The sequence below is a fragment of the Actinoplanes palleronii genome (assembly GCF_016862315.1).
Taxonomy (GTDB): Bacteria; Actinomycetota; Actinomycetes; order Mycobacteriales; family Micromonosporaceae; genus Actinoplanes; species Actinoplanes palleronii.
Map to the genome: position 1 here is coordinate 1 of NZ_BOMS01000183.1, position 14931 is coordinate 14931.

Below are 14931 nucleotides of genomic sequence, written 5' to 3' on the forward strand. Positions count from 1 at the left end.
GTCTAGGGGGGAGATCGTTCCTATGGCTTACCTGGCCGCTACGTCCGACTGAGATAGCCGGGAATTCCCACCGGCGAAGGCGACAACGCCTATAATCAGCGCCGGTTTCCCCATGGCAGAATCGCCGCGGTCAGGCCGCCGCGGCGTAGGCGGCCAGCAGCTGCGCCTCCGCGTCGTCGAAGTAGCGCTGCAGCGCTTCCTCCGCCGCTCGCGGGTCACCCGCGGCCAGCAGCTCGTAGAGGGCCCGGTTCCCGGCCAGATACGGCTCGTGCAGCTGCCGTGGGTCGGCGACCACCAGGAACACCAGACGGAGTTCGGCCAGCAGCGCCCGGACCGCCTCGGCGACCCGGCGGCTGCCGGCCATGTCGGCGATCGTCTGGTGGAACCGCATGTTCGCCGTGCCGACCGCGCTCCAGTCGCCGCGCGCGGCCGCCTGCTCGGCCACCTCGATCGCGGCGCCGGCCAGCGACACCGCCTCCGCCGGAACGGTCGTCAGGTTGCGCAGCGCGCCGCACTCCAGGATGCGCCGGATCGCGTAGAGGTCACGGATGTCCGCGGTGCTCAGCAGCCGGACGAAGACGCCCCGGTTCAGCTGGTGTTCCAGCAGGCCCTCGTGCGACAGCAGCCGGAACGCCTCGCGCAGCGTGTTGCGGGAGATGCCGAGCGCCTCGCGCAGGCTCTCCTCGCTCAGCCGGGTGCCGGGCAGGAACACCCCCTCGGTGATCCGCTGCCGCAGGATGTCCGCCACCCGCTCCGCGGTGCTGCCCCGGTCGAGCAGCGCCCGATCTCCGGCCAGCCGGGTCCCCCACTCGTCGGTCACATGCAGATCGTAGAACAATCCCGCTTCACGGATGCGGGAGGCGCCGGGCACCCGCCCCCTCCCGGCCGAGGACGTCGCGCGGGTTGGTCAGGTGACAGGACCGCAGGGACAGGCAGCCGCAGCCGATGCAGTCGGTGAGCTGGTCCCGCAGCGCCTGCAGCTGGGCGATCCGATCGTCCAGCTCGGTGCGCCAGGTCGCGGACAGCTGCGCCCAGTCGTCCGGGGTCGGCGTCCGCTCGCTCGGCAGCTGGTCCAGGGCGTCACGGATCGCGGCGAGCGAGATGCCGACGTGCTGCGACGCCCGGATGAACGCGACCCGGCGCAGCGTCTCCCGGCTGAACCGGCGCTGGTTCGTCGCCGTCCGGACGCTGCGGATCAGGCCTTTGCGCTCGTAGAAGTGCAGGGCGGAGATCGCCACGCCGCTGCGGTCGGCGACCTGGCCGACGGTGAGCTCGTGGAACGGGGTGTGCGGCCGGGGCATGCGACCGAATCTAGTGCTTGCCCTCAACCACGGTTGAGCCCAGAGGATCTGTCCCATGACCAACGTTCTCGTCATCGGCGCCACCGGCAAGCAGGGCGGTGCCGTGGCCCGGCTGCTGCTCGACCACGGCCACGACGTCACCGCCTACGTGCGGTCCCCCGAGGCACCGGCCGCGCGGGCACTGTCCACCGCCGGGGCACGGCTCGCCGCCGGCGACCTGTCCGATCCGGAGGCGCTCGGCCGCGCGATCACGGGTGCCGACGCGGTCTTCGGGCTGTCCGTACCCTTCGGGGAAGGCGGCCTGGACCAGGAAGTTTCGCAAGGCAGGCTGCTGGTCGAGGCCGCGGAGCGGGCCGAGGCCCATCTCGTTTTTTCCTCGGTACGCGGCGCCGGCCGTATCGCCGCGACCGACATCGGTCACGCCGACAGCAAGCAGCTGATCGAGGCGCACCTGCGCGAGCGGCCGGTCCGCGCGACCGTCCTCGGGCCGGTGTACTTCATGGAGAATGCCCTGAACGTCGGGTTCAGCCGGCTCGCCGACGGCGTGCTGGCCAACCCGCTCTCCCCCGGCAAGCCGCTCGACCAGGTGACCGTCCGGGACATCGCCGCCCTCGCCGTGCTCGCCGTGGAGAACCCGGACCGGTTCGCCGGCGAGCGGATCGACGTGATCTCCGACCGGGTGACCGGCGAGGAGGCGGCCCGGGTGCTCGGCGAGGTGCTGGGCCGGGAGATCCCGTACCGGCAGCTGCCGCTCGAACAGGTGCGGCAGTGGGCCGGTGACGAGATCGCCGACATGTTCCAGCGGTTCGAGGACAACACCGAGTTCGCCGACCTGGACACGCTGCACGCCAGGTATCCGGAGGTCGGCTGGCACCGCTACGCGGACTGGGCGCGCTCGGTCGACTGGGACCGGGTCATCGGCGCCACAGCCAGTTCTCCCGTTCGTAGAGCGGGGTGAGACCGGCCTTGAGCATGTTGGCCAGTGACGGGTTGTGCGCGTGCGGTGCGGGTTTGCCGGTCTCGGCGTAGACCCGGGTGCAGCCGGCGTCGGCGGCGGCCGCGGCCCGGGCCGCGATCAGCGCACCCTGCGCGCCCCGGCGGCGATACTCGGCGCGGGTGGCGGCCGCGTTCAGCCCGGCGCCGCCGTCGTGCAGGTAGAGGTTGCCGCCCGCGACGATCAGGTCGCCGTCCCAGGCCGCGTACGGCTGCCAGCCGGGCCGGCCGACAGTGGACGCGAGCATCGTGGTCAGGTCACCGGCGGGCATCCCGAACGTGTCCAGCACGGTGCCGGCGAACGCCTCGGCCTGCTCCGCCGGCACCGGGCCGATCCGCAGGTCGGTCGCGGTGGCGGCGACCCGGGCCGGGTCACCGCCGAGCTTGATCCAGGTGGTGCCGCGCTCGACACCCCGGACGGCGGCCGCCTCGGCGAACCCGGCCGGCAGCACCGCCGGGATCAGCTGGAGCACCGCCTGCTTGACGCCGGAGCCCCGGTAGAAGTCGAGGATCTCGTCGAACAGGTCCAGGGTGAACGGTTCGGTCAGGCCGAAGCCGAGCGCCTTGCTCCAGTACGTCGTCGGGTCGGCGGCCATCGCGACGGCCACGCCCCCGCCGATCCGGGCGGCCGAGACACCGAGCCGGGTGCGGGCCGCTTCCGGCATGCCGGTTTCGTAGTCGTACATGAAGGCGGCCTCGACCTGCTCCGCGCCGATGTCGTCGATCATTTATGTGCTCCGCTCTCGAAAGCCGCCTGCGGTTCCAGCTGACGTCCCCGGTCGTACTGCCGGGCGAACGCGTCTGCGCCGAGCGCCTGCTGCGCGGCGGCGCGGACGGCGGCCAGGTCGGCCGCGTCGTCCGGGTCCGGCACCTGGCCGAGCGCGGTGAACGCGGCGTCGGTGACCCCGGCCATCAGCGCGGCGCGGGCGTGATCACTTTCGGCTGCGGCGAGCGCGGCGTCGGCCAGGCAGACGTACGGCACGAAGTCCGCCCAGCCGTGCCGGAACACCCGCTCGCGCCCCTCGGCGAACAGCTGCCGGGCCACGTCCAGATGACCGAGGCCGAGCTCGCAGAACGCCAGGTTGTGGTACTCCGAGTTGACCGTCGCCGGGCGGTCCAGGGCCTCGTTGAGCGCGATGCTGTCGAGGTACAGCTCCCGGGCTCGGGCCAGGTCACCGGACATCCGGGCGACGGCGGCCAGCACGTGCCGGGGCCGCTCCTCCAGGGCCCGGTCACCGGACCGCTCCGCCACGGCGAGGGCCTCCCGGGCGCGGGCCTCGCCACCGGGCAGGTCACCGCCGCGGATGGCCACCCGGGCCAGGCTGTACCGGGCCTCCACCTCGCCGGCCGGGTCACCGGCGGCGACGGCTCGGACGATCTCGGCTTCGCTCATCCGTACCACGGCTTCGGTCTCACCGCGCCGGAACGCGGACCGCACCCGTTCGCTGAAATCCATGAGGTCGAAGTATGCCGTCCGGCCGCCAGGTCGGCGGCCTGCGCGCGCCTCGCCCCAGGACGAGGGCAGTCCCCGGAGCGAGGCGGCTGTAAAGGAGACGGCCGCGACCCGGCCCGGTAACCGTAAGTCGCCGTGACCTACGTCTCAGCGCGCGCCTGGCATGCTGCACGGCATGACCGGATTCGACCCCAAAGCAGATCTGCACCGCTACCTGCGCAGCGCCCGCGAAGCCCTGCTGTGGAAGCTCGACGGGCTCTCCGAGTACGACCTGCGCCGCCCGCTGACCCCGAGCGGCACCAACCTGCTCGGCCTGGTGAAACACGTCGCCCTGGTGGAGGCGGGCTACCTCGGCGTGACCTTCGGACGCCAGCTCGATGACCTGCTGAGCGGCCTCGAGGACGACGCCGAGACGGACGCCGACCTGTGGGCCACCGCCGACGAGTCCCGGGACCACGTGGTCGCGTTCTACCGCCGGGTCTGGGCACACTCGGACACCACGATCGAGACGTGCGACCTGGACACCCCCGGCGCGGTGCCGTGGTGGCCGGACAACAGCGAGGTGACCCTGCACCGGATCCTGGTGCACGTGATCGCCGAGACGAACCGGCACGGCGGGCACGCGGACATCACCCGGGAGCTGATCGACGGCACGGTGGGCATGCGGCCGGACAACAGCAACCTGGCGCTCACCGACCCGGCCCACCGGGCGGAATACCACGACCGGCTGCAGAAGCTCGCCGAGAGCACCCGCGAGCGCTGAACTCCCGGTGGCCTGCTACCCGCCCGGGCAGGAACCCGATCCGGCCCGGATCGCCGGGGTTGATCCGGGCATCATCCACCCCTACGCCGTGACCACCCTCGACGGTCCAGCACTACTGGTGTCGGGTCGGGCGAACACTATCTGCACCTGGCCGACACCAAAGCCCGCCGTAAAGCCACCGCCGCCCGCGCACCGAAACCCGGTCAGCGCGGTTCACGCCGGTGGCGCAAGACCCGAAGGCGGGCCCGGCAGGTCGAAGCCCGCCACCAGCGGCGGATCCGGCAGGCTCAGCACGAAGCGGCCACGACCGTGATCGGCTGGGCTGTCGAGCATCGGGTCGGGACGTTGACCGTCGGTGACCCCCCGCGGAGTCCTCGACCTGAAGGCCGGGCGGCGCCCCCGCCGACGGCCGGTCCCGGCGTGATCCACGCCGCCCTCACGCGGCACCAGGATCAGTTGGCCGGCTGAGGCCCGCCCACCCTCGGCGGGGAGTCGCTCGCCCGCATCCACCCGATGCGGCGAGGATCCACAACGACAACCAGGCCCAACCCGGTGAACGTCAGTGGACACAGCACTACACTGCCCCGGTCCGTCCGGTACCACGATCCTCGGGGTGGCTTCACATGTCCCTGTACAGCACCCAGCGCCTGCAGTCGCTCCGCATGATCGTCACCGGTGGCGGCACCGGCGGGCACACCTACCCGGCGCTGACCACGGTCACCACGCTGCAGGCCCGGCTGGCCGCCACCGGCGTCACCCCGGAGTTGCTCTGGGTCGGTGTCGCCGACGGTCTGGAAGCCACCATCGCGGTGCGGCACGGCATCCCGTTCAAGGCGGTCACCACCGGCAAGCTGCGCCGCTCGACCAGCCCGAAGGACATCGCCCGCAACGTCGTCGACGCGTTCCGGATCCCGCTGGGCATCGTGCAGGCCGCGTACACCGTGGCCCGGACCCGGCCGGCCGTGGTGCTCAGCACCGGCGGGTTCGTGTCGGTGCCGATCGGGCTGGCCGCGGCGCTGTTCCGGGTGCCATACCTGCTGCACGAGCAGACGCTCAGCCTGGGCCTGGCCAACCGGATCCTGGCCCGGGTGGCCACCCGGATCCTGCTCAGCCACGAGGCGTCGCTCGAACACCTGCCGCCGAAGGCCCGCCAGCGCGCGGTGGTCACCGGCAACCCGATCCGGCCCGCCGTGCTGCAGGGCGATCCGGCGAAGGGCCTCGCCGCGTACGGACTGGACCCGGCCGTCCCGCTGGTGCTGGTCACCGGCGGGGCCTCCGGCGCGCAGCAGGTCAACCGGATGCTCGCCGAGGCGCTGCCCGGCCTGCTGCAGCACTGCCAGGTGGTGCACCAGTGCGGCAGCCTCAACCACGCCGAGATGCAGCAGGTCGCCGCGAACCTGCCGGCACACCTGGCGCACCGCTACCGGGTGGTCGACTTCATCCACGAGGAGCTGCCCGACCTGCTCGCCGCGGCCGCCATCGTGGTCGCCCGCAGCGGGGCCGGCACGGTCGCCGAGCTGACCGCGCTCGGCAAGGCGTGTGTGCTGATCCCGTACCCGTACTCGGCCGGTGGCGAGCAGCGGATCACCGCCCGGCACCTCACCCAGCAGGGCGCGGCGGTCATGCTGGACGGCGACGAGGCCACGGCGGACCGGCTGCGCGACACCATCAACGGCCTGCTGGCCGACCCCGGTCACCGGATCGCGCTGGGCCGGGCCGCCGCCACCCACGGCCGGCCGGACGCCGCCGACCACGTGGTGACCGAGATCCTCACCGCGGCCGCGGGCTGACCGACTGATCACGAGCGGTTCGGGGTACTGAGGGACGGTCACACCCCCCGAAGCGCGAGGACTCCCCCATGGACACACCGTTGCGGTCCGCCGTAGTCGTCAACCCGGTGAAGGTCGCCGACCTCGACGAGCTACGCCGGACCATCACCGAGGCGTTGGCCACCGCGGGCTGGCCGGCGCCGATGTGGCTGGAGACCACCGTCGACGATCCCGGCGCGGGCCAGGCCGCCCAGGCCGTGCGGGACGGCGCCGAAGTGGTCTTCGCCTGCGGCGGTGACGGCACCGTGATGGCCTGCGTGACCGCGCTGGCCGGCACCGAGGTGGCGCTCGCCGTGCTGCCGGCCGGCACCGGCAACCTGCTGGCCGCGAACCTCGGGCTGAGCAACGACCTGGCCACCGGCCTCGAGGTGGTGCTGCAGGGTGGCCGGCGGCGCATCGACGTCGGCTGTGTCGGCGACCAGAGCTTCGCGGTGATGGCCGGGATGGGCTTCGACGCGCACATGCTGGACGCCACGAACGACACCGCGAAGAAGCACATCGGCTGGCTGGCCTACGTCGCCGGCGCGGTCAAGCACCTGCGGGACCGTCCGATGCGGCTGACCATCACCCTCGACGACCGCCCGGCCCTCCGGCGCCGCCCGCGCACGGTGATCGTCGGCAACGTCGGGCGGCTGCAGGGCGGCATGCGGCTGCTCCAGGACGCCCAGCCCGACGACGGCCTGCTCGACGTGGCCATTCTCAGCCCGCGCAACCTGCGCCACTGGGCCGCGCTGGGCTGGGGCGTGCTGCGCCGCAAGCAGTCCGTGGCGCGGATGGAGACCTACACCGCGACCACGGTGCGGATCCTCAGCAACCGTTCCCAGCCCCGCCAGCTCGACGGCGACCTGATCGAGCCGGGCCGGGAGCTGCTGGTCACGGTCCGTCCGCAGGCCCTGGTCCTGTGCGTCCCCCAGCCGGAGACCGACCCGGATCTGGCCCACGACGCCGACGCGGTGTCCCGCGACGCCGAAGAACTCCGCCGCGCCACGACCGCTTGATCTTCAGGTTCACCCTTTTCCGGTACGCCGGGACGCGCGTCCGGTCGTACCGGAAAAGGGTCGAACAGTGATCGAAAGCGGCCGTGAGGCAAGCGGGGGGTTTGTCAGGCGGCCGCCGGCGCGGTCATCGCCGCGCCGGTCAGCTCGATCGAGCGGACCCGGTCGGCCACCGACTGGGCGTGGTGCGCCGTGATCAGCTCGTCGGCCTCGCACGACGCGGCGAACTCGGCCAGGTAGTCGCGCACCTCGTCCGGGGTGCCGACCGCGGTGTAGCGGGTCATCGACGCCAGGTTCTGCCCGCCCGGCGAGGCCAGGAACGCGTCGATCTCCGCGTCGGTGAAGTTCTGCCCGATCGCGCCGCGCGAGATGAACGCCCGGGTCCGCGCCCGGTACGACGACGTCATCTGCCGCACCGCCTCGTCGTGGGTCTCCGCGGCGATCACGTTGACCCCGGCGATCACATACGGCTCCGCCAGCTGCGCCGACGGGGTGAACGTCCGGCGGTAGACCTGCACGGCCTGGTGCAGCGCGTCCGGCGCGAAGTGCGAGGCGAACGCGTAGGGCAGGCCGAGCTTCGCGGCGAGCTGCGCGCCGAACAGCGACGAGCCGAGGATGTAGAGCGGCACCGGCTGCTCGGCGCGCGGCACCGCCTGCACCCCGGGGATCACCGACTTGCCGGCCAGATAGCCCTGCAGCTCGACGACGTCCTGCGGGAACGAGTCGGCGGACAGGTGATCGCGGCGCAGGGCGCGGGCGGTGACCTGGTCGCTGCCCGGCGCCCGGCCGAGCCCGAGGTCGATCCGGCCCGGGAAGAGCGACTCGAGGGTGCCGAACTGCTCCGCGATGACCAGTGGCGAGTGGTTCGGCAGCATCACACCACCGGCGCCCAGCTTGATCGACTCGGTGTGGGCGGCGACGTAGCCGATCAGGACGCTCGTGGCCGAGGACGCGATCGAGGCCATGTTGTGGTGCTCGGCATACCAGACCCGGGCGTAACCGGCCTGCTCGGCGGCCCGGGCGAGCGCCACGCTGGCCTCGAAGCTGTCGCGGGCGGTCTGCCCGGCGGAGATCGGCGCCAGGTCGAGCAGGGAGAGGGTGGTGGGCATGAGGGTGCCGCCTTCCAGGGTCACAGATCGTGGTGCACGCGTGCGGCGAAGGCGCGGATGCGCTCCTCGTCCCGGCGGTAGTAGGTCCACTGACCGCGCCGGGTCGCCTGCAGGAAACCGGCGCGTTGCAGGGTCGCCAGATGCGCCGAGACGGTCGAGGCGGAGCAGCCGACCCTGCGCTGGATCAGGCCGACGCAGACCCCGTCGGCCTCGTCCCCGATCCCGGGGAAGTGGGTGGCGGGATCCTTCAGCCACTCCAGGATCGCCAGGCGCGTCTCGTTCGAGAGCGCCTTGCACTCCTCCAGCATCTCGGCACACCATCCTTCGGCATTTCGCTTATTGCCGAAATTACGTCACCCAGCGTGCCACCCGCCACCCACCATGACGCGGCTCACCGGCCGCGCCCGGGCTAAGCACCGGCCCGCCCCTGCCGATCAGCCGGGGAAGAACTCCGGAAGGACATCCGTTGCGTCGTCCCAGCCGCGGCGCCGACGGTGACGACCGGGCAACGGTGGGCCTTCTTCGGTGGCGTCGCGCTGGAGGTCGGGGTGAGCGTCGGCATCGCCGCCTACGGCGCCGACGTGCCGGCCCGCGAACGCGACGCCGTCCGTCGCCGACTCCGCCATGTACGAGGCAAAACGCCGAGGCCGCGGCCAGCGGGTCCTGGCCGCCACCAGCGTGTGAACTTTCGGCGCGCTCCGCACCCGAAGTTCACACGCAGCAGCTCGCACCCGCAGCGTGGGGACTTTCGGCGCGCACCGCACCCAAAGTTCACACACCACCGCTCGCACGCCGCAGCGTGGGGACTTTCGGCGCGCACCGCACCGCAACTTCACACACCACAGCTCGCACGCCGCAGCGTGGGGACTTTCGGCGCGCACCGCACCGCAACTTCACACACCACCGCTGGCAGGCCGCGGCGTGGGGAGTTTTGGTGCGGTCCGGACCGAAAGTTCACACGCGGTCGCTGGGTGACGGGAACATCTGGGTGAGCATGTGGACGGAGTTGTCGACGGTGGTGAAGCCCCGCGGGAGCATCACCTGCTCGTAGGCGGTGACCGCTTCCAGCAGCGACTGGGTGCCACGCGCCGCGGCGAGCAGCTCGGCGGAGAGCGTCGCGGCGTCCTGCAGGGCGGTGTTCGCGCCGACGCCGCCGGCCGGGGGCATGGTGTGCACCGCGTCGCCGAGCAGGGTCACCGGACCCGAGGGCCAGGCCGGGACCCGCTGCGCCGCCCGGATCGTGACGGGGAAGAAAGAGCTTTCCTCGGCGTACGAAAAAAGGGTGGTGATCGTGGGGTGCCAGTCGGCGGTGGCCTCCCGTGCGATCCGGCGCAGGTCCAGGCGCCCGGGGCCGAGGAACGCCGGCGGGCCGACCAGCACGGTCATCAGGTAGCCGGCCGGGCGGTGGCGGAACCGGACCGGGGCGAAGCCGGCCCCGAGACCGTTGTCGCCGGCGACCCAGCAGAAGCCGCGGTGGAAGTCGGCGGGGATCAGCGGTTCGGTGACCTCGGTGATCGGCATGCGGCCGTAGAGGCACCGCAGCCCCAGGTCACGGGTGCCCGCCTGCGGCAGCAACTGCCGGCGGACGGCGGAGCCGACCCCGTCCGCCCCGACCAGCAGGTCACCCTCGTCGCCGCCCCCGCCGGCGAACCCGACCCGCACCCGGCCGGCACCGGTGATCTCGTAGCCGGTGACCGTGCGACCGAAGACGACCACGTCGTCGAGCCCGGTGAGCAGGCCCTGGCGGAACGTGTCCCGGTCCACGTTGGAGATCAGGTCGGGGCCGATGCCGGGGAACTCCTGGGCGCTGACCCGCTCCAGCCGCTGGGTGTACGCCGCGACCAGGTCACCGTTGACGCCGCTGGTGTCCCGCACCAGGTCGAGCACCGGCGACGGCAGGCAGGCCCGCAGCGCGGTGTTGCCGTCCTGGTCGATGTGCAGGCGATAGCCCTGGTCACGGGTCTGCGGGGTGGGATCGCGCTCGTAGACGGCGACGTCGAGGCCGCCGTGGCGGAGGGCTTGGGCGAGCGCCAGGCCACCGAGGCCCGCGCCGCTGATCAGGATTCTCGTCATGAGCCGACGTTATCAATCGCACACATAGGTTTGTCAATCACATGATTAATTGACTGTCTCAAGCGGGTGTATATGATCGCGGCGTGCCAGCGCGCAGATCACCCGAGCCGCACGAGCGGCAGCGCGACCCGGAGCGCACCCGACAGCGCATCCTCGAGGCGGCCGCCGCCGAGTTCGGCGAGCACGGGTACGCCGGCGCCCGCACCCGGGCGATCGCCGAACGGGCCGGCGTCAACCAGCAGCTGGTGTCGTACTACTTCGGTGGCAAGGAAGGCCTCTACCGGGCGATGTCCCAGCAGTGGGAGCAGCGCCGCGAGGGGCTGGCCCCGCCTGGCACGCCGCTGCCCGACCAGCTGCGCAACTTCGCCCTGGAAGCGCTGCGCAGCCCGGCCGGGGTGCGGATGTTCGCGTGGAGCGGCCTGCAGTGGACCGGGCCGGACGACGACCCCGACCGCGCCGAGCGCAGCCGGATGCTCGGCGGCGGTGTGGACCAGCTGCGCGAGCTGCAGGCCGCCGGGCGGCTGCCGGCCGAGGTCGATCCGGCCTGCCTGCAGGTGATGCTGATGGCCGCGTGCATGGCGACCACCACGCTGCCACACGTGATCGAGGGCCTGACCGGCGCCGACCCCCGCTCCCCCGCGTTCGTCGCACACTTCGCCGACCAGGTGGCCGTGCTGGCCCGGCTGATCGGCCTGGACCCTCAGGAGCCGCAGACCTCATGACCGAAATCGGCCACCTGCCCGGCGGCGTCCTGCTGCGGCTGCTCACCGCCGCCGACGTGCCCGCGCTGCACGACGCGCTGGTCCGCAACCGCGACCATCTGGCGCCGTACGACCCGCCCCGGCCGCCGTCGTTCTGGACCCTCGACGGGCAGCGGGAACGGGTCGACGGCCTGCTCCAGCAGCAGCGCGACGGCCGGTTCTACTCCTTCGTGATGGAGCGCGACGCGACGATCGTCGGCTTCTCCACCCTGCACAACATCACCTACGGGCCGATGTGCGGCGCGGTCCTCGGGTACTGGGTCGGCGCGGCCGAGATCGGGAAGGGCCTGGCCGGCGCGGCCGTCGCGGCGATCTGCGAATTCGCCGACCAGTCCCTCGACCTGCACCGGATCGAGGCGAGCACCAACATCACCAACGTGGCGTCGCAGCGGGTGCTGCTCAGGAACGGCTTCGAGCACTTCGGCACCGCCCGTGCCTACCTGCACATCAACGGCACCTGGCAGGACAGCGTGATGTACCAGCGCATCCTGAACGACCGCCCGCCCGGCCGCCCCTGACCCGGCCGGATGCGGCAGGCTGGGCCGATGACCGACGATGCGCCCACCGACGATCGCCGCGGCCCGCGCGTGGCCGGTCTGGACCTGCGCGGCGCCGACATCCGCGCTGTGGACCTCTCCGGCGCCCGGTTGCGGGCGCTCACCCTGAACGGCGCACGGATCAGCGGCGCCGAGATGTTCCAGGTCGAGATCACCGGCGAGATCGACGGCCTGGTGATCAACGGCGTCGACGTGGCGCCGCTGGTCGAGGCCGAGCTGGACCGCCGGGATCCGGAGCGCGCCGCGATGCGGCCCACCGACCCCGGCGGTCACCGCGCGGCCTGGGAGATCATGGATCGGCTCTGGGTCGGGACGGTCGCCCGCGCCCGGCTGCTGGACCCGGCGCTGCTGCACGAACGCATCGACGGCGAATGGTCGTTCATCGAGACCCTGCGGCACCTGGTGTTCGCCCACGACGCCTGGATCGGCCGGGTGATCCTCGGCGACCCGTACCCGTGGCACCCACTCGGGCTGCCCTTCGACCAGCTGCCGAGCACGCCCGGCATCACGAGCGACCCGGCGGCGCGTCCCGGCCTGGACGAGATGCTCGTGCTGCGCCGCGACCGCCGCGCCCTGGTCCAGCGGGTCCTCGACACGCTCACCGACGAGCGGCTCGACGCCACCACCGCGCCGGTAACCGAGCCCGGCTGGCCGGAACCGATCGGTTACCGGCTGCGCGACGTGCTGCGGTGGCTGCTCAACGAGGAGTGGGAGCACCGCCGTTACGCCGAACGCGACCTGACCGTGCTGGCGAGCCGCGGCAGCTGAGCCCGGCTACCGGGCGGCGTGGACGCGGGCCGCCTCGCGGACCGCGGTGGTGTTCTTCAGCCCGGCCCGGGAGCCGTTGAGCTTGGCGAGAATGTGCTCCTTGACCGTCACCGGGGCGTAGAGCGGCTCCTCGCCGACCGGGACGAACTGCGGCAGGGTGCGGATGGTGGCGTCGGCGTTGCCGTCGTGGAAGAACGCGACCGAGCGACGCCGCTCGATGGTGCCGTCGACCACCGGCGGCTTGACCCGGTGCAACGTCGACATCCACACGTCGTTGGTCAGGCGGGCGGTGATGTCGCCCAGGTTGACCAGCAGGGCGCCGTCGGCGGGCTGCACGTCGTGCCACGTGTTGTCGGCGCCGAGGATCTGCAGGCCGGCGACCTGGTCGGCCCAGAGCACCGTGACGATGCCGAAGTCGGTGTGCTCACCCATCCCGGTCAGATCGGCGCCGAGCTCGATCTCGCCCGGCGGCAGCGCGTAGTTGTTCATCCGCAGCACGTCGAGGGAGTGGTCGGTGAACGTGTCGAACCAGCCGGGTTCGACACCGAGGGCCGCGGCGAAGATGCCGGTCAAGGTGTGCGCGACGCGGCGGGCGTGCGCGAAATAGGACTCCGTCCGCGTACGGAAATCGGGGTTTTCCGCAGGCCAGGTATTCGCGGCGTAATCGTCGGCCGCGACCACCGCATGGGGGTAATCGGCGGCGGAGGCGCCGACGTTGAACGCCTCGAAGAAGTCGTTCATGCGGGTGACCGGGTCGACGCCGAGGCTGTAGCTCAGCGACTCGCTCTTCGGCGGGCTGTACCCGCGGTTCTCGGCGGCCGGGCGCAGGTAGCGCTTCTTCACGTCGAGCGGCCGGGTGAAGAAGTCGTCGACCGCGGCGGCGAGCCCGTCGGTGACCGACGCGGGCACGCCGTGGCCGACGATCTGGATGAAGCCGACGGTGCGGCAGGCGTGGTCGAGGTCCCGGGCGACCCGCGACCTCTCCTCCGGGCTGCCGTCACCGGCCCAGGAGCTGATGTCCACCGTCGGGACCAGGAACTCTGTCATGCCGACGAGTCTGCCCGCCGATTGTTACCCGGACATGGCGGACCGGGGTACCGCGGTTGCGGTAGGCGCGAGCACCGCCACGGGTGGACGACCGGGAACGATCATTTTGCGACACTGGACGGGTGCTGATCCGGTCCGTGACGCGAAGCCGGCCGATCTGGCTGCCCCCACTACTGGTGATCATGGTGATGATGGCGGCGGTGTCCTACGTCGGCGGCCACGTCAGCCGGACACCCGGCGGCCTCGGGCTGATCCTGGTCCTCACCGGCGCCATCGCCCTGCTGTTCCGGCGGCGCCACCCGGTGCCGGTGACGGTGGTGACCGTCCTGACCGGCGCCGCGCTGCCGCTCACCGCGCCCCACCTGGTCCTGGTCGACGTGGCCACGGTCGTCGCGCTCTACACGCTGGCGACCCTGCGGGAACGCCGGGTGGCCCGGACCGCCGGGGTGTTCGCGGCGGTGGCGCTGACCGCCGCGATCATCCCGTGGCAGCGGGGCGGCCTGCTCGACCTGGCCAACCTGGTGCCGGCCAACTACGTGGCCATCGCGGTGGCGGCCGGCGAGGCCACCCGCAACCGGCGCGCGCTGCTCGCCGAGGTGCGGGTCAGCGCGGTACGCGAGGAACGCGTCCGGATCGCCCGGGACCTGCACGACGTCGTCGCCCACCACATCGCGCTGGTCAACGCGCAGGCCGGGGTGGCACACCACCTGATGGCGGCGCACCCGGACCGGGCCCGGGAGGCGCTCGCCGGGATCCGCGACACCAGCCGCACCGCGCTCGACGAACTGCGGGCCACGGTCGGCCTGCTGCGCCAGGAGGGCGATCCGCCGCAGGGTCTGCGGCCGGCGCCGGCCTTCGCCGCTCTCGACGATCTGATCGAGGGCTTCCGCAAGGCGGATTTCACCGTACGACTGAGCCGCACCGGTGTCCCGGCCCCGCTGGCCGGCGCCGCCGACCTGGCGGCGTACCGGATCGTCCAGGAGTCGCTGACCAACGCGAACAAGCACGGCATCGGCCGGCGCGCCGACCTCACGCTGGAGTACACCCCGGCCGGACTGCGGATCACCGTGACCAACCCGGCGCATCCCGCGCGCCGGGGTGCCGGCACCGGGCACGGCCTGATCGGCATGCGGGAACGGGCCGAGGCGGCCGGCGGCACCCTCACGGCCGGGATGGACTCCGGCGTGCACACCGTCCGCGCCGACCTTCCCCTGCTCCCCCGTTAGAGACGGTTGCTGGACTGTTGCTTGGCCGGGGCGGCCGGGCCGACGAGGATGACGCC

At 72.4% G+C, this 14931-nt stretch carries 16 protein-coding genes; 8 read left to right on the plus strand and 8 right to left on the minus strand.

Annotated elements, in window-relative coordinates; translation table 11 throughout:
* Nucleotides 1-130: 130 nt before the first annotated feature.
* On the minus strand, nucleotides 131-820 hold the full coding sequence (locus tag Apa02nite_RS48455) for a GntR family transcriptional regulator (RefSeq protein WP_203831182.1): 690 nt from the start codon (nucleotides 818-820) through the stop codon (nucleotides 131-133).
* 25 nt (nucleotides 821-845) lie between these two features.
* The gene (soxR, locus tag Apa02nite_RS48460) at nucleotides 846-1301 is read right to left on the minus strand and encodes a redox-sensitive transcriptional activator SoxR (RefSeq protein WP_067700351.1); all 456 of its coding nucleotides are present in this window, start codon (nucleotides 1299-1301) and stop codon (nucleotides 846-848) included.
* Nucleotides 1302-1356: 55 nt separating this feature from the next.
* On the opposite strand from soxR, the gene Apa02nite_RS48465 reads away from it, so the two are divergent.
* On the plus strand, nucleotides 1357-2259 hold the full coding sequence (locus tag Apa02nite_RS48465; RefSeq protein WP_203831183.1) for an NmrA/HSCARG family protein: 903 nt from the start codon (nucleotides 1357-1359) through the stop codon (nucleotides 2257-2259).
* Here Apa02nite_RS48465 and Apa02nite_RS48470 read toward each other — a convergent pair.
* Entirely contained in the window at nucleotides 2216-3022 is an 807-nt protein-coding gene (locus Apa02nite_RS48470; protein WP_203831184.1) for a GNAT family N-acetyltransferase, read from the minus strand. The two genes, Apa02nite_RS48465 and Apa02nite_RS48470, sit on opposite strands and share 44 nt — an antisense overlap.
* On the minus strand, nucleotides 3019-3750 hold the full coding sequence (locus tag Apa02nite_RS48475) for a tetratricopeptide repeat protein (protein ID WP_203831185.1): 732 nt from the start codon (nucleotides 3748-3750) through the stop codon (nucleotides 3019-3021). Before Apa02nite_RS48475 ends, Apa02nite_RS48470 begins: the two co-directional genes overlap by 4 nt.
* A gap of 172 nt (nucleotides 3751-3922) precedes the next feature.
* Between Apa02nite_RS48475 and Apa02nite_RS48480 the strand changes: the two genes are divergently transcribed.
* From Apa02nite_RS48480 to Apa02nite_RS48495, 3 genes are all read left to right on the plus strand, one after another.
* A complete protein-coding gene (locus Apa02nite_RS48480; RefSeq protein ID WP_203831186.1) occupies nucleotides 3923-4510 on the plus strand; it encodes a DinB family protein in 588 nt (195 codons plus the stop codon).
* A gap of 623 nt (nucleotides 4511-5133) precedes the next feature.
* Entirely contained in the window at nucleotides 5134-6300 is a 1167-nt protein-coding gene (locus tag Apa02nite_RS48490; RefSeq protein WP_067700339.1) for a UDP-N-acetylglucosamine--N-acetylmuramyl-(pentapeptide) pyrophosphoryl-undecaprenol N-acetylglucosamine transferase, read from the plus strand.
* Nucleotides 6301-6368: 68 nt separating this feature from the next.
* Nucleotides 6369-7337: a diacylglycerol/lipid kinase family protein gene (locus tag Apa02nite_RS48495; RefSeq protein ID WP_203831187.1), complete on the plus strand. Its 969-nt coding sequence runs from the start codon at nucleotides 6369-6371 to the stop codon at nucleotides 7335-7337.
* Between the two features lie 104 nt (nucleotides 7338-7441).
* Here Apa02nite_RS48495 and Apa02nite_RS48500 read toward each other — a convergent pair whose 3' ends face one another.
* The 3 genes from Apa02nite_RS48500 to Apa02nite_RS48510 all read right to left on the minus strand — a co-directional run bounded on the left by Apa02nite_RS48500 (nucleotide 7442) and on the right by Apa02nite_RS48510 (nucleotide 10516).
* The gene (locus Apa02nite_RS48500) at nucleotides 7442-8443 is read right to left on the minus strand and encodes an LLM class flavin-dependent oxidoreductase (protein WP_067700442.1); all 1002 of its coding nucleotides are present in this window, start codon (nucleotides 8441-8443) and stop codon (nucleotides 7442-7444) included.
* A 20-nt stretch (nucleotides 8444-8463) separates the two neighbouring features.
* Complete coding sequence (locus Apa02nite_RS48505; RefSeq protein WP_203831188.1) at nucleotides 8464-8751, minus strand: ArsR/SmtB family transcription factor; 288 nt, start codon at nucleotides 8749-8751, stop codon at nucleotides 8464-8466.
* 646 nt (nucleotides 8752-9397) lie between these two features.
* On the minus strand, nucleotides 9398-10516 hold the full coding sequence (locus Apa02nite_RS48510; RefSeq protein ID WP_203831189.1) for an FAD-dependent oxidoreductase: 1119 nt from the start codon (nucleotides 10514-10516) through the stop codon (nucleotides 9398-9400).
* An 83-nt stretch (nucleotides 10517-10599) separates the two neighbouring features.
* Here Apa02nite_RS48510 and Apa02nite_RS48515 point away from each other — a divergent pair, with 83 nt between their 5' ends.
* The 3 genes from Apa02nite_RS48515 to Apa02nite_RS48525 are packed head-to-tail and all read left to right on the plus strand — an operon-like array spanning nucleotide 10600 to nucleotide 12602.
* Nucleotides 10600-11238, plus strand: a complete 639-nt coding sequence (locus Apa02nite_RS48515) for a TetR/AcrR family transcriptional regulator (protein ID WP_203831190.1) — start codon at nucleotides 10600-10602, stop codon at nucleotides 11236-11238.
* On the plus strand, nucleotides 11235-11795 hold the full coding sequence (locus Apa02nite_RS48520; RefSeq protein WP_203831191.1) for a GNAT family N-acetyltransferase: 561 nt from the start codon (nucleotides 11235-11237) through the stop codon (nucleotides 11793-11795). Before Apa02nite_RS48515 ends, Apa02nite_RS48520 begins: the two co-directional genes overlap by 4 nt.
* Before the next feature lie 27 nt (nucleotides 11796-11822).
* A complete protein-coding gene (locus Apa02nite_RS48525) occupies nucleotides 11823-12602 on the plus strand; it encodes a DinB family protein (RefSeq protein WP_203831192.1) in 780 nt (259 codons plus the stop codon).
* A 6-nt stretch (nucleotides 12603-12608) separates the two neighbouring features.
* On the opposite strand, the gene Apa02nite_RS48530 is transcribed toward Apa02nite_RS48525, so the two are convergent.
* Nucleotides 12609-13649 carry an isopenicillin N synthase family dioxygenase gene (locus Apa02nite_RS48530; RefSeq protein ID WP_203831193.1) on the minus strand — a complete coding sequence of 347 codons (1041 nt, stop codon included), beginning with the start codon at nucleotides 13647-13649 and terminating at the stop codon, nucleotides 12609-12611.
* A gap of 122 nt (nucleotides 13650-13771) precedes the next feature.
* Here Apa02nite_RS48530 and Apa02nite_RS48535 point away from each other — a divergent pair, with 122 nt between their 5' ends.
* Nucleotides 13772-14875, plus strand: coding sequence for a sensor histidine kinase (locus Apa02nite_RS48535; RefSeq protein WP_203831194.1), 1104 nt, complete (start codon nucleotides 13772-13774; stop codon nucleotides 14873-14875).
* The last annotated feature ends 56 nt before the right edge of the window (nucleotides 14876-14931 follow it).

What these genes read in the sequence shown, in the direction of transcription:
- soxR (WP_067700351.1), bottom strand. Translation starts at nt 1,301, where the DNA reads ATGCCCCGGCCGCACACCCCGTTCCACGAGCTCACCGTCGGCCAGGTC.
- Apa02nite_RS48465 (WP_203831183.1), top strand. Translation starts at nt 1,357, where the DNA reads ATGACCAACGTTCTCGTCATCGGCGCCACCGGCAAGCAGGGCGGTGCC.
- Apa02nite_RS48470 (WP_203831184.1), bottom strand. Translation starts at nt 3,022, where the DNA reads ATGATCGACGACATCGGCGCGGAGCAGGTCGAGGCCGCCTTCATGTAC.
- Apa02nite_RS48475 (WP_203831185.1), bottom strand. Translation starts at nt 3,750, where the DNA reads ATGGATTTCAGCGAACGGGTGCGGTCCGCGTTCCGGCGCGGTGAGACC.
- Apa02nite_RS48480 (WP_203831186.1), top strand. Translation starts at nt 3,923, where the DNA reads ATGACCGGATTCGACCCCAAAGCAGATCTGCACCGCTACCTGCGCAGC.
- Apa02nite_RS48490 (WP_067700339.1), top strand. Translation starts at nt 5,134, where the DNA reads ATGTCCCTGTACAGCACCCAGCGCCTGCAGTCGCTCCGCATGATCGTC.
- Apa02nite_RS48495 (WP_203831187.1), top strand. Translation starts at nt 6,369, where the DNA reads ATGGACACACCGTTGCGGTCCGCCGTAGTCGTCAACCCGGTGAAGGTC.
- Apa02nite_RS48500 (WP_067700442.1), bottom strand. Translation starts at nt 8,443, where the DNA reads ATGCCCACCACCCTCTCCCTGCTCGACCTGGCGCCGATCTCCGCCGGG.
- Apa02nite_RS48505 (WP_203831188.1), bottom strand. Translation starts at nt 8,751, where the DNA reads ATGCTGGAGGAGTGCAAGGCGCTCTCGAACGAGACGCGCCTGGCGATC.
- Apa02nite_RS48510 (WP_203831189.1), bottom strand. Translation starts at nt 10,516, where the DNA reads ATGACGAGAATCCTGATCAGCGGCGCGGGCCTCGGTGGCCTGGCGCTC.
- Apa02nite_RS48520 (WP_203831191.1), top strand. Translation starts at nt 11,235, where the DNA reads ATGACCGAAATCGGCCACCTGCCCGGCGGCGTCCTGCTGCGGCTGCTC.
- Apa02nite_RS48525 (WP_203831192.1), top strand. Translation starts at nt 11,823, where the DNA reads ATGACCGACGATGCGCCCACCGACGATCGCCGCGGCCCGCGCGTGGCC.
- Apa02nite_RS48530 (WP_203831193.1), bottom strand. Translation starts at nt 13,649, where the DNA reads ATGACAGAGTTCCTGGTCCCGACGGTGGACATCAGCTCCTGGGCCGGT.